At 40.5% G+C, this 14,020-nt stretch carries 10 protein-coding genes; 6 read left to right on the top strand and 4 right to left on the bottom strand.

What is annotated here, in order from left to right:
* Position 1 precedes the first annotated feature (1 nt).
* Complete coding sequence (fdnG, locus tag INP94_RS06525; RefSeq protein ID WP_197543060.1) at positions 2-3,085, bottom strand: formate dehydrogenase-N subunit alpha; 3,084 nt, start codon at positions 3,083-3,085, stop codon at positions 2-4.
* A gap of 275 nt (positions 3,086-3,360) precedes the next feature.
* On the opposite strand from fdnG, the gene fdhD reads away from it, so the two are divergent.
* Complete coding sequence (fdhD, locus tag INP94_RS06530; protein WP_197543061.1) at positions 3,361-4,170, top strand: formate dehydrogenase accessory sulfurtransferase FdhD; 810 nt, start codon at positions 3,361-3,363, stop codon at positions 4,168-4,170.
* Between the two features lie 69 nt (positions 4,171-4,239).
* Here the strand turns inward: fdhD and INP94_RS06535 are convergent, their stop codons facing one another.
* Positions 4,240-5,286 (bottom strand): ABC transporter substrate-binding protein, encoded by a 1,047-nt coding sequence (locus tag INP94_RS06535; protein ID WP_197543062.1) that lies wholly within the window; start codon positions 5,284-5,286, stop codon positions 4,240-4,242.
* 147 nt (positions 5,287-5,433) lie between these two features.
* Between INP94_RS06535 and uvrD the strand changes: the two genes are divergently transcribed.
* From uvrD to INP94_RS06560, 5 genes are all read left to right on the top strand, one after another.
* Positions 5,434-7,611, top strand: coding sequence for a DNA helicase II (uvrD, locus tag INP94_RS06540; protein ID WP_197543063.1), 2,178 nt, complete (start codon positions 5,434-5,436; stop codon positions 7,609-7,611).
* A 109-nt stretch (positions 7,612-7,720) separates the two neighbouring features.
* Positions 7,721-8,725 (top strand): ABC transporter permease subunit, encoded by a 1,005-nt coding sequence (locus tag INP94_RS06545; protein WP_197543064.1) that lies wholly within the window; start codon positions 7,721-7,723, stop codon positions 8,723-8,725.
* 12 nt (positions 8,726-8,737) lie between these two features.
* Positions 8,738-9,634 (top strand): ABC transporter permease subunit, encoded by an 897-nt coding sequence (locus INP94_RS06550; RefSeq protein ID WP_197543065.1) that lies wholly within the window; start codon positions 8,738-8,740, stop codon positions 9,632-9,634.
* A gap of 8 nt (positions 9,635-9,642) precedes the next feature.
* Positions 9,643-10,626: a dipeptide ABC transporter ATP-binding protein gene (gene dppD / locus INP94_RS06555; RefSeq protein WP_197543066.1), complete on the top strand. Its 984-nt coding sequence runs from the start codon at positions 9,643-9,645 to the stop codon at positions 10,624-10,626.
* Positions 10,619-11,602, top strand: coding sequence for a peptide ABC transporter ATP-binding protein (locus INP94_RS06560; RefSeq protein WP_197543067.1), 984 nt, complete (start codon positions 10,619-10,621; stop codon positions 11,600-11,602). The genes dppD and INP94_RS06560 overlap by 8 nt, the downstream gene beginning before the upstream one ends.
* A gap of 47 nt (positions 11,603-11,649) precedes the next feature.
* Here INP94_RS06560 and INP94_RS06565 read toward each other — a convergent pair whose 3' ends face one another.
* A complete protein-coding gene (locus INP94_RS06565; protein ID WP_197543068.1) occupies positions 11,650-12,828 on the bottom strand; it encodes a sugar transporter in 1,179 nt (392 codons plus the stop codon).
* On the bottom strand, positions 12,828-14,018 hold the full coding sequence (locus INP94_RS06570; RefSeq protein ID WP_197543069.1) for an AsmA-like C-terminal region-containing protein: 1,191 nt from the start codon (positions 14,016-14,018) through the stop codon (positions 12,828-12,830). Before INP94_RS06570 ends, INP94_RS06565 begins: the two co-directional genes overlap by 1 nt.
* Between the last annotated feature and the right edge of the window lie 2 nt (positions 14,019-14,020).

Consider the following 14,020-nt stretch of genomic DNA (forward strand, 5'->3'; position numbering starts at 1 on the left):
ATTATGCCTCCGCTTTCTCAATGTTTACCAAGAATGTTTTATATTCTGGTGTTTGAGTGACTGCTTCACCCCAAGATGGTGTTAAGGTGTTGGTGGAGAAACCACGATTACCTTTACCATTTAAGGCTTTCATATTCCAGTGAATTGGAATACCCACGTGATGTACGGTACGTCCGTCGACTTCTAAATCTTTCAAACGTTTTGTTACCACTGCAACGGCTTTAATGTAGCCACGGCGAGAAGTAATTTTCACCATATCACCTTTTTGGATGCCTTTTTCTGCTGCTAATTTCTCACCAATTTCCACGAATTGTTGTGGTTGGGCGATAATATTTAACGCAGATTGAGCAGTCCAACTGTGGAAGTGCTCGGTCAAACGATAAGTCGTTGCCACATAAGGGAAGTCTTTGTTTGAACCGATAAATTCACGGTCTTCTTTATAAATACGAACAGTCGGATCAGAGACGACACTTGGGTGTAGTGGGTTAGTGTCAATCGGACTTTCAATTGGTTCATAGTGCTCCGGCATAGGACCATTCGCAATTTTATCTACCGCGAATAGACGGCCAACACCTTCCGCAGACATAATAAATGGACCTGCGTCAGAACCTGGTGGTTGTGTGCCATAGTCAGCGACATCTAACCAGTTCCAGTTTTTACCGTTCCATTTGATTAATTGACGGTGTTTATCCCAAGGGTTACCATTAATATCAAGTGAAGCACGGCTATAAAGAATACGACGGTTTGCTGGCCATGCGAAGCCCCAACCTAATGTACAACCTAAACCTGATGGGTCAGAGTTGTCACGGTTTGCGGTTTGGTTACCTTTTTCAGTCCATTGACCCACATAGATCCAGTTACCTGCAGAGGTTGTACCATCATCACGTAAGTGAGCGAATCCGTTAAGTAACTGACCTTTTTTATACATGACGTTGCCATCAGCATCGAGAAGATCAGCAAGCGCGTAGCCGTTTAATTCTTTCGCTAACTCTACAGAACTTGGTGAATGTGGCTGAGCATAGTTCCAAGTCATCGCCTCGAAAGATTCGATACCACGACCACCTTCTTTTTGATAAAGATGATGCATTTCTTCACGAATCATAGAAAGAATTTCAACATCTGGTAACGCTTCACCTGGTTGGTCACAGCCTTTCCAGTGCCATTGAGCCCAACGACCAGAGTTAGCAATCGAACCATCTTCTTCTGCGAAACAGGTGGTTGGTAAACGGAATACTTCAGTTTGAATATCTGCTGGAGTTACATTGTTTGATTCACCAAAGTTTTTCCAGAACTCAGAAGATTCAGTTTGAAGCGGATCCATTACGATTAAGAACTTCAATTTACTCATACCCGCAACAGTTTTGTTTTTATTCGGTAATGAGTTTAATACGTTGAAACCTTGTAAAATCCAACCGTTCAATTTGCCATCATTCATTAACTTAACATGAGTGATAGGGTCGTATAAGCGGTCTGCTTTTGGTAAGAAATCGAAACCCCAACCATTTTCTTTGGTTGCTTTATCACCATAGAACGTTTTCATCATACTCACGAAGAATTTCGATGTATTACGATAGTAGTTCACCTGGTTTGGTACGATATCTTTTGGCGTAATCGCATTAATGTATTGTTCGTAGGACGTATCTTTATCATTCGGCAAACGCATATAACCCGGTAAAGACATCGGCAATAAGCCCATATCTGTTGTACCTTGTACGTTTGAGTGTCCACGTAATGCATTAATACCGCCACCTGGCATCCCCATATTACCTAAGAGTAATTGGATCATTGCCATTGAACGAATGTTTTGTGTACCGATTGTGTGCTCAGTAAAGCCTAACGCATATAAGTGCGTCATGGTTTTATTCGGTGCAGAGGTTTTACCAATTTCTTCACAGATTTGTAAGAAGAGTTTTTGTTTAACGCCGGTAATACGTTCAACCATTTCTGGGGTATAGCGAGAAACGTGATCTTTCAAGATATTAATCACACAGCGTGGATCTTGTAAGGTCATATCACGTTTAGCATTACCATTTTCATCAAATTGGTAATTCCATTTAGATTTATCGTAAGTGCGTTTTTCTTCATCAAAACCTACGAATAAACCATCTTCAAATTTGAAACCTTCATCAACTAAGAATGAAGCATTGGTATAGTGTTTAACGTATTCGTGTTGAATTTGATTAGTTTCCAATAAGTAACGGATCACACCCATTAAGAATGCGATATCAGAACCGGAACGAATTGGTGCATGAAGGTCAGCTACAGAAGCTGTACGGTTAAAGCGAGGGTCAACCACGATGATTTTCGCACCGTTTTTCTTCGCTTCGATCGCCCAACGGAAGCCAACAGGGTGAGCTTCAGCAGGGTTACCACCTTGAACAATAATAAGATTGGCGTTTTTGATGTCAACCCAGTTGTTTGTCATGGCACCGCGACCAAATGATGGAGCAAGACTTGCTACCGTTGGTCCGTGTCAAGTATTCGCTTGGTTACACATCGGCACTATGCCCAACATTCGCACCCATTTATGAGTAAGAAGTGCGGCCTCGTTGCTCATGGCGGAGGCGGTCATAATACCTGTGGTTGTCCAACGGTTAACTGTTTTGCCACTTGCGTCTTTTTCAACAAAGTTAGCATCACGGTCATCTTTTAATAAACGAGAAACGCGTTTGATCGCTTCTTCCCAAGAAAGACGAACCCATTTGTCAGAACCCGGTGCACGATATTCAGGGTATAAAGCACGGCTTTCACTATTCACATAGTCTAATGCGCCCGCACCTTTAGGACATAATGCCCCGCGGCTTACCGGATGATCAGGGTCACCTTCAAGGTGGAATAATTTAGAACGGGTATTGGTGCCTGTATGGCTACTTAAAGCATCGTAAGGTTTGCCTGTGCTATATAACAACATACCACAGCTCACGGCACAATATGTACAGGTGTTACGGGATTCAAACGCCCGTAATAATTTGTACTCACGTGGCGCTGCTAAAACAGATGATGGTGCAAAGCCCAACATTGCCGCAGACGTCCCCGCCATACCACCTGCACAGATCTTAAAGAACTTACGTCTAGAGACCTGCATAATCACTCCTTCATAACGGCGAACCGTTAAGATATTTCGATAGTATAAATTCGTATAGATAATTTATTTGATTTCGTTAAAATAACGTATCAACCATTAAATCGGCTATAAAAATGACCAATTTAAACAGGGATAATTTTAACTATTTTTTAACCTGAAATCTATAATCAAAACTTGTTATAATCGTTTTAAAACTTGAGCCAGATCACAAAACAAGCATTTTTTGTTAAAAAAAAGTAACATTTTAGCTACAACCATTTTATTGGGAAAAAATAATGCACTGGATAATCCAAAAAACAATCAATTTTTTTAAAAAAACACCTGAAAATCCGACCGCACTTTTCATTGAAAAACAAGATAGTCTGGCTGCGGAAGTCCCTGTTTCTCTTGTCTATAATGGTATTGCGCATACCGTCATGATGTGTTCTCCACAAGATTTAGAGGATTTTGCTTTAGGCTTTTCATTGGCAGAAGGTATTATTGAGAAAAAAGCGGATATTTATGGCATTGATGTGGTGGAAGTATGCAATGGAATCGAAGTGCAAATTGAATTATCTAGCCGCCAATTTGTGGCATTAAAAGATCATCGCCGAACATTAACAGGCAGAACAGGATGTGGCATTTGCGGCACAGAACAAATCTCACAAGTTTATAAAAAATTGCCAAAATTAGACCGCACTTTCCAATTTAATTTAAATTTATTAGATGGTTGTTTAGCACAATTACAAGCCAATCAAGCACTCGGAAAAGAAACGGGCGCGACACATGCAGCCGCCTTTTTTGATTTATCGGGTAATTTACTGGCGATTCGAGAAGATGTTGGGCGACATGTTGCACTAGATAAATTAATTGGCTGGCATGCAAAACAAAATCAACCACAAGGATTTGTGTTGGTTTCGAGCCGAGCCAGTTATGAAATGGTTCAAAAATCGGTAGCTTGTGGTATCGAGTTACTTGTTGCGATTTCTGCTGCGACAGATCTCGCCGTGAATATGGCTGAACAACACAATCTTTCCCTTATCGGATTTGCTCGCCCAGGAAAAGCCAATATCTATGCGGGTAAAGAGCGGTTGGTTTTAGCTTAGTTTTATCTATTAAAAACAAGTGCGGTCAAAAACACCATGATTTTTAACCGCACTTTTTGTTTATTTCTTTTATTCTTTTGGCGATTTACTCTCTAAGAGCACTTCAGAAACCCAGCGTTGGGTGAGGCGTTTACCTTCTTGATCTGTACCAAATTTCATAAAATCAATATCCACGAGTTTTAATTTGCTCGCCGGCAGGAAGCCTGGCGCCGGTTCAGCATGAATATTGGTTGGAAGTTGATAAGAGTCTGATTCTCGCCACGGAATTTCTTGTGCTTCTTTGCTTAGTACAAAATCCATAAACAGCTTAGCATTATCGAGGTTTCTTGCTCCTTTGATAATACTAGCTCCGCCTAAAGAATAGCCTACGCCCTCGCACGGTAAAATCCCTTCAACCGGTGCACCGTTTTTCTTCTCACGTGGGTAAACCAACATAAAACCTAAATCAATTGCTACAGTACCATTTGCTAAATAATTGCTCGCAAGACCTGTTTTGGTATGCTGCATGAGATTGGATTCTAACTTTTTCAAATAATCAAACGCTTTTTCTTCTCCCCATAATGTGGAAAAAGTGCTGATAAGTGAATAACCCGTACCGGAAACACGGGGATCGGGATATTGAATTTGCCCTTGATATTCTGGTTTTATTAGATCTGCATAACATTTTGGCGCAGGAATATTCAATTCTTTTAATTTTTTAGTATTTACCCCAATGCCAAGTTCCATTAAGTAAATCACAGAGGTGAAATTGCCGCGTTGATCCATTAAAGATTTAAACTGCGGCATGATGTCTTTTTGTAATGGGGAACGATAGGATTCAAGTAAGCCTAATTCAGCCGCTTGAAGATGAGGTTCAATGGTGCCACCAAACCAGAAATCAGCTTGTGGGTTTTCTTTTTCAGCTTTAATTTTGCCTAATACGACGCCTGTACTATTACGTACAAATTGTGCATCTACATTGTATTTTTTACTAAAGGCTTGAGTGACTTTTTCGCATACAACGTTTTGTACACTGCAATAGACAGTGAGTTTTCCTTCAGCCTGTGCGTGAGATGTGAAGGCGAGTGCCGCAAGGGCAGAAAGTGCGGTCAATTTTAATGTTGTTTTAATTGGCATATAGGTTCTCTTTTTTTATCTTGGTTATCGTTCTTGTTTGGGTCGCTCATATTAAGCGGGCGGAGGAAATTTGTAAACATTAGGATTGTTTAAAAATATAATTCCCACTATAATCCCTGTAAATTTAACCAGATTAAAATAAGAGCAATGGATATTTCAGAATTACTTGATGGCTTGAATGATAAACAACGTGAAGCAGTGGCAGCACCGCTTGGCAATTACCTTGTGCTTGCCGGTGCAGGAAGTGGCAAAACTCGCGTATTGACTCATCGTATTGCTTGGTTGATTGCTGTAGAAAATATTTCTGAAGGCAGCATCATGGCGGTAACCTTCACCAATAAAGCTGCTGCTGAAATGCGTCATCGTATTCAAGATACCTTATCTAAACATGCTCAATCGAATCTATTTGGTATGTGGATTGGCACATTCCATAGCATTGCCCATCGATTATTACGTGCTCACCATTTAGATGTGAACTTGCCACAAGATTTCCAAATTTTGGATTCTGAAGACCAACTTCGTTTAGTAAAACGATTGATGAAATTGCACAATTATGACGATAAAGCGTTTCCACCTAAACAAGCGTGCTGGTATATCAATAATAAAAAAGATGAAGGTTTAAGACCGCAAGATATTGATGATTTCGGTGATCGTCAGGAAAAAGAGTGGATTAAGATTTATCAAATTTATCAAGATACTTGTGATCGTGCGGGCTTGGTGGATTTTGCGGAATTGTTAATTCGTGCGTATGAATTATTTGCTAAAAAGCCGGTGATTTTGCAGCGCTATCAGCAACGTTTTCAGCATATTTTGGTGGACGAGTTTCAAGATACCAATAAAATTCAATATGCCTGGATCAAAATTCTTGTCGGCAATACGGGCAAAGTGATGATTGTGGGCGATGATGACCAATCCATTTATGGATGGCGTGGTGCACAAGTCGAAAATATTCAAAAATTCTTAAAAGATTTCAACGCTGAAACTATCCGTTTGGAACAAAACTATCGTTCTACCGGCAATATTCTGAAAAGTGCCAACCAACTTATTTCGAATAATAGTGATCGCCTCGGTAAGAATTTATGGACCGACGGTGAAATGGGTGAGCCAGTAGGTATTTATGCCGCATTTAATGAGTTAGATGAAGCTAAATTCGTGGCTTCTCAGATCCAAAACTGGGTAGATGACGGCGGAAAATTAGATGATTGTGCCGTTTTATATCGTAGTAATAGCCAATCTCGTGTTATTGAAGAAGCGTTGATTCGTTGCCAAATTCCTTACCGGATTTACGGCGGGATGCGATTCTTCGAACGCCAAGAAATTAAAGATGCGTTGGCATATTTGCGTTTGATTAATAATCGTCAAGATGATGCGGCATTTGAACGTGTAATTAATACGCCTACACGTGGCATTGGTGATCGTACTTTAGATGTGTTACGAAATTTAACTCGTGAACGTCAAATTACCTTATGGCAAGCCGTACAAGTAGTCACACAAGAAAATATGCTAACGGGACGTGCTTCAACCGCATTATTGCGTTTCCAAGAGTTGATTAATTCTTTACAGGTGGATACAGCCGAAATGCCACTTTTTGCACAAACTGATTTTGTGATTAAACATTCTGGCTTATACGACATGTATAAACAGGAAAAAGGCGAAAAAGGTGAAGTCCGTATTGAAAACTTAGAGGAATTGGTGACGGCAACCCGAGAATTTATCAAGCCTGATGAAGCAGAGGATATGACCGATCTTACTGCCTTTTTAACTCATGCCTCTTTAGAAGCGGGAGAAGAGCAGGCTTCACCGCATCAATCTTGTGTAGAAATGATGACCTTACACTCAGCAAAAGGTTTGGAATTCCCACGCGTGTTTATGGTGGGGGTAGAAGAGGGCGTATTCCCAAGTTTCCGTTCATTTGAAGAACCCGGTCGTTTAGAAGAAGAACGCCGTCTTGCTTATGTGGGCATTACACGTGCTAAGCAAAAACTGACGATTTGTTATGCGGAAAGTCGTCGTGTTTATACAAAAGAAGAACGTCATTTGCCTTCACGTTTTATTACAGAATTGCCATCAGAATGCATTCAAGAAATCCGCTTGCGTGGAACAGTCACTCGAGCATTAAACCAAGCGAAAGTGGGAAGTTTAAGCGCGAGTTTGCCTGAGAATGAATGGAAAATGGGGCAAAAAGTGAAACATGAAAAGTTTGGTTTTGGCACAGTGATAAACGTTGAAGGCTCAGATAATAACACCCGTTTACAAATCGCTTTCCAAGCTCAAGGTATTAAGTGGTTGATTGCGCATTTGGCAAAATTAGAAAAAGTGCGGTAGAATCGGGAGGATTTTATTGCAGCGGGCATGAATATTGATATTTATGTTCAAGGTGCCAAGTGCGAAAGCATTCGAAGAAATGACCGCACTTTTATCATGTGGGAAGTAGATGTTTAAATTTATTTTAAAACGTATTTTAATGGTGATTCCTACCTTTATCGCCATTACTTTTGTGACTTTTTCGCTCATTCATTTTATTCCAGGCGATCCTGTGGAGATTATGATGGGAGAGCGAGGTTTAACACCAGAAGTTCATCAACAAATGATGAAGCAACTTGGTCTCGATTTACCGTTGTATCAGCAATATTTTAATTATATTGGCAATGTAATACAAGGTGATTTCGGTGAATCATTCCGCACTCAACAACCTGTTCTGAGAGAGTTTTTCACGCTTTTCCCTGCCACGTTTGAATTAGCTTTCTTTGCACTATTTTGGTCATTAATTGCCGGTATTACGCTAGGAACGATTGCGGCCGTCAAGAAAGATAGCTGGATTTCTCATACCGTGACAGCTATGTCATTAACGGGTTATTCCATGCCAATTTTCTGGTGGGGATTAATTTTGATCTTATATGTTTCACCTTGGTTAGATTTACCACAAGGGGGGCGTTTAGAAGATAGCTTCTGGATCGATACGCCGACCGGTTTTATGTTAATTGATACTTGGCTTTCAGGTGTGCCAGGCGCCTTTGGGAATGCCATTAAGTCATTGATTCTCCCGTCTATTGTGTTAGGCACCATTCCACTTGCGGTGATTACCAGAATGACACGTTCTTCGATGTTGGAAGTGTTAGGTGAAGATTATATTCGTACCGCAAAAGCGAAAGGCTTAAGTTATACCCGAATTGTGATTGTCCATGCGCTACGTAATGCGCTTATCCCTGTTGTGACAGTGGTGGGCTTGATTGTAGGACAGCTATTATCCGGTGCGGTTTTAACCGAAACAATTTTCTCATGGCCGGGTATTGGTAAATGGATTATTGATGCGATTTCCAATCGTGATTATCCTGTCTTACAAGGCGCCGTGTTGATTATCGCTACAATTATTATAGTGGTGAATTTGACGATCGATTTACTTTATGGCGTGGTAAACCCACGTATTCGCCATCAATAAGGAGCCTTATTAATGACGGAACAAACTTTATCTATTGAAACGATTACGCCTCGCACACCGTTGCAGGAGTTTTGGTTTTATTTCAAACAAAATAAAGGGGCAGTGATTGGGCTCACTTTTATTCTTGTCGTCGCATTAATCAGTGTTTTTGCGCCTTGGATTGCACCTTTTGATCCTATCGAACAAAATCGTTCAGCTTTATTGTTACCACCAGCTTGGTATGAAGGCGGCAATTCAGCTTATTTACTGGGTACAGATGACATTGGTCGAGATATTCTTTCTCGTATTATTTATGGTACGCGCATTTCTGTTTTTGCGGGCTTCATTATTGTTATTTTATCTTGCATTTTAGGAACGAGCCTTGGCTTGCTCGCCGGCTATTATGGTGGGGCATTGGATACATTAATTGTTCGTTTTATTGACATTATGTTGGCTATCCCAAACTTGCTTTTAACCATTGTGGTGGTATCAATTTTAGAGCCTTCTTTAACGAATGCGACGTTGGCGATTGCCGTGGTTTCGATTCCAAGTTATGTACGCTTAACACGTGCAGCAGTATTAAACGAGAAAAACAGAGATTATGTCACTTCTTCACGAGTGGCAGGAGCAAGCGTATTACGTTTAATGTTTATTGTGATTTTACCGAATTGCCTTGCGCCTCTCATCGTACAAATGACAATGGGGATTTCTAACGCCATTTTAGAGTTAGCGACTTTAGGTTTCTTAGGTATTGGGGCAAAACCACCAACACCGGAATTAGGGACGATGTTATCTGAATCACGTAGCTTTATGCAGGCGGCAAACTGGTTGGTTACCATTCCTGGTTTAGTGATTTTATCGCTTGTTTTAGCATTTAACTTAATGGGGGACGGGTTGCGTGATACACTCGATCCAAAATTAAAACAATAGGGGGCAGAATGGCATTATTAGATGTAAAAGAGCTTTCTGTTCACTTTGGTGATGAAAAAGCACCTTTTAAAGCAGTGGATCGTATTAGCTACCAAGTTAATCAAGGCGAGGTATTAGGCATTGTTGGAGAATCTGGTTCGGGGAAATCAGTGAGTTCCCTTGCGATAATGGGCTTAATTGATTTTCCTGGTCGAGTTTCAGCGCAGGGCTTAGCATTTGAAGGAAAAGATCTCTTAAGCTTGCCGCCAAAAGAAAAACAAGAATTGATTGGCGCAGATATTGCTATGATCTTCCAAGACCCGATGACAAGCTTAAATCCTGCTTATACGGTGGGTTTCCAAATTATGGAGGCGATTAAGGCGCATCAAGGCGGCAGTAAAAAAGAACGTCGTGAACGCACCTTAGAGCTATTACGCTTAGTCGGAATACCTGATCCTGAATCACGTATTGATGTCTATCCACATCAGCTTTCTGGCGGGATGAGCCAACGCGTTATGATTGCTATGGCGATTGCATGTAAACCGAGATTGCTCATTGCAGATGAACCAACCACCGCACTGGATGTGACCATTCAAGCTCAAATTGTAGATTTGTTGCTTGAGTTGCAGCAAAAAGAGTGTATGTCGTTGATTCTGATCACGCACGATCTTGCGTTAGTCGCAGAAGCGGCGCATCGTATTATTGTGATGTATGCAGGACAAGTAGTGGAAGAAGGACGAGCAGAAGATATTTTCCGTGACCCCAAACATCCTTACACTCAAGCGTTATTGCGTTCTTTACCAGAATTTGCCGAAGGTAAATCTCGTTTGCAATCTTTACCCGGTGTGGTGCCAGGTAAATACGACCGCCCACAAGGCTGTTTATTAAATCCACGTTGTCCGTATGCAACTGATCTTTGCCGACTTGTGGAACCTGAATTACGTCAAGTAGGAAATCGACAAGTTAAATGTCATACCCCATTAAATGCCCAAGGAGAACCAAGCAATGTCTAATGTCGCACAAGAAAATGCACCATTGCTCAATGCCATTGGGTTGAAGAAATATTATCCTGTGAAAAAAGGGATGTTTGCAAAAATACAGCAAGTGAAAGCATTAGATGGCGTGTCTTTTTCCTTAGAACGTGGCAAAACCCTTGCTGTAGTAGGTGAGTCTGGTTGTGGTAAATCAACACTAGGTCGTCTTTTAACGATGATAGAAGAACCAACAGAAGGTGAGTTATATTACAATGGGCAAAATTTCTTAGAGAATGATCACGAAACGAAAGCATTGCGCCGTCAGAAAATTCAAATCGTGTTTCAAAACCCTTATGCCTCACTGAATCCGCGTAAGAAAATCGGCACAATTTTGGAAGAGCCTTTAGTCATTAATACCAATCTATCGGCTAAAGAACGTAAAGAAAAAGTATTGTCCATGATGGCAAAAGTAGGATTGCGCGCTGAGTTTTACAATCGCTATCCACATATGTTTTCAGGTGGACAACGTCAGCGTATCGCGATTGCTCGTGGTTTAATGCTTGAACCTGACGTGGTTGTGGCGGATGAACCCGTTTCTGCATTAGATGTGTCCGTTCGTGCGCAAGTGCTGAATTTGATGATGGATTTGCAAGCTGAGCTAGGTTTATCTTATGTCTTTATTTCCCATGATCTTTCGGTGGTTGAACACATTGCTGATGAAGTGATGGTGATGTATTTAGGTCGCTGTGTTGAAATGGGTACAAAAGCGCAGATCTTTAATAATCCTCAGCATCCTTATACACAAGCTTTACTTTCGGCAACACCAAGATTGTCACCTGAATTACGTCGTCAACGGATTAAATTAAAGGGCGAATTACCAAGCCCGATTAATCCACCAAAAGGTTGTGCATTTAATCCGCGTTGTTGGAAAGCGACCGATAAATGTCGAAATGAGCAGCTTAAATTGGAAAAATACCCTGATGGTAAGCTCATTGCTTGCTTCCACCTCGATTAGAAAAGAGAAAAGAAAATGACCGCACTTGAGTAAGTGCGGTCATTTTTTTAGGCATTTTGAGTACGATAGCGGAAATTAAAGAAGACAAAGATGCCGAGTGCAATCATCGCTAATGCTGCGCCACTAAAGCCTATATATTCAAGACCAATGTGACGTGTTATTTGGTTACCAAATAGTGCGCCTGCACCAATACCGGCATTGAAAATACCGGAATAAATGGCGCTCGCTACGTCTGTTGCATCGGGCGCAAGTTGCAACACGCGCATTTGTAATGCCAGTCCAATACAAGAGATGCCAATACCCCAAATAAAAGCAAGGGTAAACATGGTGGCGGTATAACTTGCAGAAACAAGCATAAAGGCTAAAGAGACTGCCAATAAAATCATTGCCGTACTGATAAATTGGGTTGGACCAAAACGGTATAGGCGGTTAAAGATCACACTTGCGGTAATGCCAGACACCCCAAATACCAACAAAATTATTGTCGCAAGATTTGGATCGAGTTCGCCGATTTGAACCATAAAGGGTTCAATATAGGTATAAGCGGTAAAGTGTGCTGAAACGATAAGTACCGTTGTGGCATAAAGTCCAATGAGTAATGGACGTTTTGCCAAAATCGGTAGGCTAGAAAGTGAGCCGGCATTTTTACTTGGTAGATTTGGCAATAAACGCATAATCAATATCATCACCACTACAGCTAATGCAGCAATGATTGCAAAAGTAATACGCCAGCCAACTAATTGACCGACTAGACGTCCTAATGGCAAGCCCAAAATAGTCGCAAGGGATGTACCGATAGCTAGCATACCAATTGCTTGTGTTTTCTTATTCTTCGGCGCAACACGCATGACTAATGATGCGGTAATTGCCCAGAAGAGTGAATGCGCTACCGCAATACACATACGGGCAATAAGAAGAATCCAGTAATTCCAAGCGATGACCGAGATAATATGGCCGATAATAAAAATCACGAAAAGTTTCAGTAACAAACCTTTACGTTCCATATCACCTGTCGCGAGCATGGCGGGTAAAGACATAATCATGACAGTCCAAGCATAAACGGTCATCATTAACCCCACATCGGAGCTTTGCATATCAAAACTTTGTCCGATATCGGTGAGTAATGCAACGGGCACAAATTCCGTGGTATTAAAAATAAAAGCGGCGCAAGCCATGATAACTACGCGCCAAAATTGAGTTTTTTCTGCTTTTTGGTAAAACGACATTATTTTAATTTCTCTTTAATTGATTCCTTAAGTTGATGACGGAAATTTTTATCAATATTTAACTTGTATTGTGGTGCATAGCAGCTATCGAAAAAGCGAATAGGCAATGCCAGTTTTTTGTATTTTTCGTCAGTTGATCTTAAAGTTAAATTGACGTCGCATTGTACATTATCTAAATCAATGGCTCCAGAACCTTCACCTAAAAGTGCGGTTGTTTTTAAGCTTATTTTATCGACTTTGAGTAAATGATTTTCGAATGAAAGGCTTGATTCAAAACGCTCATAAGGCGTGTTCATATTTCTACTTGCGGTTAAATCACTGTTGTAATTAATCGGTAAATACTGTGCTGCCATATCCAGTAGGTTAAGTCCTAAAAGCTCACCATCACGTGCGTTAAAATCAAATTTCCCTTGGGCTAATTCTGAATTTGCAAAAGCTAATTGAATATTAAAATCACTTGTGCCCGTCATGGTTTGAGGAAAATTAAGTAACGCTAACAACTGTGTTAACGGAAAATTTTTACCAGAAAAATTGACCGCACTTTTTTGCAGATAGCTACTAAATTTGAGTACGGCAAGACAATTCGTGGTACATGTTGGTCGAATGTAACCAATGGCAAGTTTCTGTGGCTTAGTTAAATCAGCATGAATTTCAATATAGCCTAATTTTTGATGATTGAATTGAACGTCATCAAATTGAATAAGCGATTCACCTTCCTGGCGAAGGGCGATATTTCCTTTGTTAAAAAGAAAATCAAAGGTTGCGGTGTTGCCATAAATAGGTTTTTCAAGGTTCACCCAAATATGGTTGCTACCATTAAAAGTAAGATCTTTTTTTAAAAATTGTTTGAGTGCAAAATCTGAAAATGCCATGCGGATATTGGCTGAGTTCAATGCATTTTCAGTAAAGCGAGCTTGCTGAATTTGAATTTCATCAATCGTTGGATTCCCAAAAACGAGTGAAATAAAAGGTAATTTTCCTTCAATTTTTTGTGCATAAATCGCGTGATATTTAACCTTTTCTAAGGAAATAACAGGCTGTGGAAAGAGGCTAATACTTACCGTTTCAAGTTGAATATCTCGTTTCGTCAGTTGTTCGGTCAAAAGACTCTTAGCTTGTTGAAGTTGAATATAGAAAAAAGCAAAGATCGCAAACAGCACGATCAACAGGCTAATTGCGATCTTTTTCATAG

Origin of the sequence: Haemophilus parainfluenzae, from assembly GCF_014931395.1 — a bacterium.
GTDB lineage: Bacteria > Pseudomonadota > Gammaproteobacteria > Enterobacterales > Pasteurellaceae > Haemophilus_D.

Coding starts and splice junctions, on each gene's coding strand:
- fdhD (WP_197543061.1), top strand. CDS start 3,361: ATGCACTGGATAATCCAAAAAACAATCAATTTTTTTAAAAAAACACCT.
- INP94_RS06535 (WP_197543062.1), bottom strand. CDS start 5,286: ATGCCAATTAAAACAACATTAAAATTGACCGCACTTTCTGCCCTTGCG.
- uvrD (WP_197543063.1), top strand. CDS start 5,434: ATGGATATTTCAGAATTACTTGATGGCTTGAATGATAAACAACGTGAA.
- INP94_RS06545 (WP_197543064.1), top strand. CDS start 7,721: ATGTTTAAATTTATTTTAAAACGTATTTTAATGGTGATTCCTACCTTT.
- INP94_RS06550 (WP_197543065.1), top strand. CDS start 8,738: ATGACGGAACAAACTTTATCTATTGAAACGATTACGCCTCGCACACCG.
- dppD (WP_197543066.1), top strand. CDS start 9,643: ATGGCATTATTAGATGTAAAAGAGCTTTCTGTTCACTTTGGTGATGAA.
- INP94_RS06560 (WP_197543067.1), top strand. CDS start 10,619: ATGTCTAATGTCGCACAAGAAAATGCACCATTGCTCAATGCCATTGGG.
- INP94_RS06565 (WP_197543068.1), bottom strand. CDS start 12,828: ATGTCGTTTTACCAAAAAGCAGAAAAAACTCAATTTTGGCGCGTAGTT.
- INP94_RS06570 (WP_197543069.1), bottom strand. CDS start 14,018: ATGAAAAAGATCGCAATTAGCCTGTTGATCGTGCTGTTTGCGATCTTT.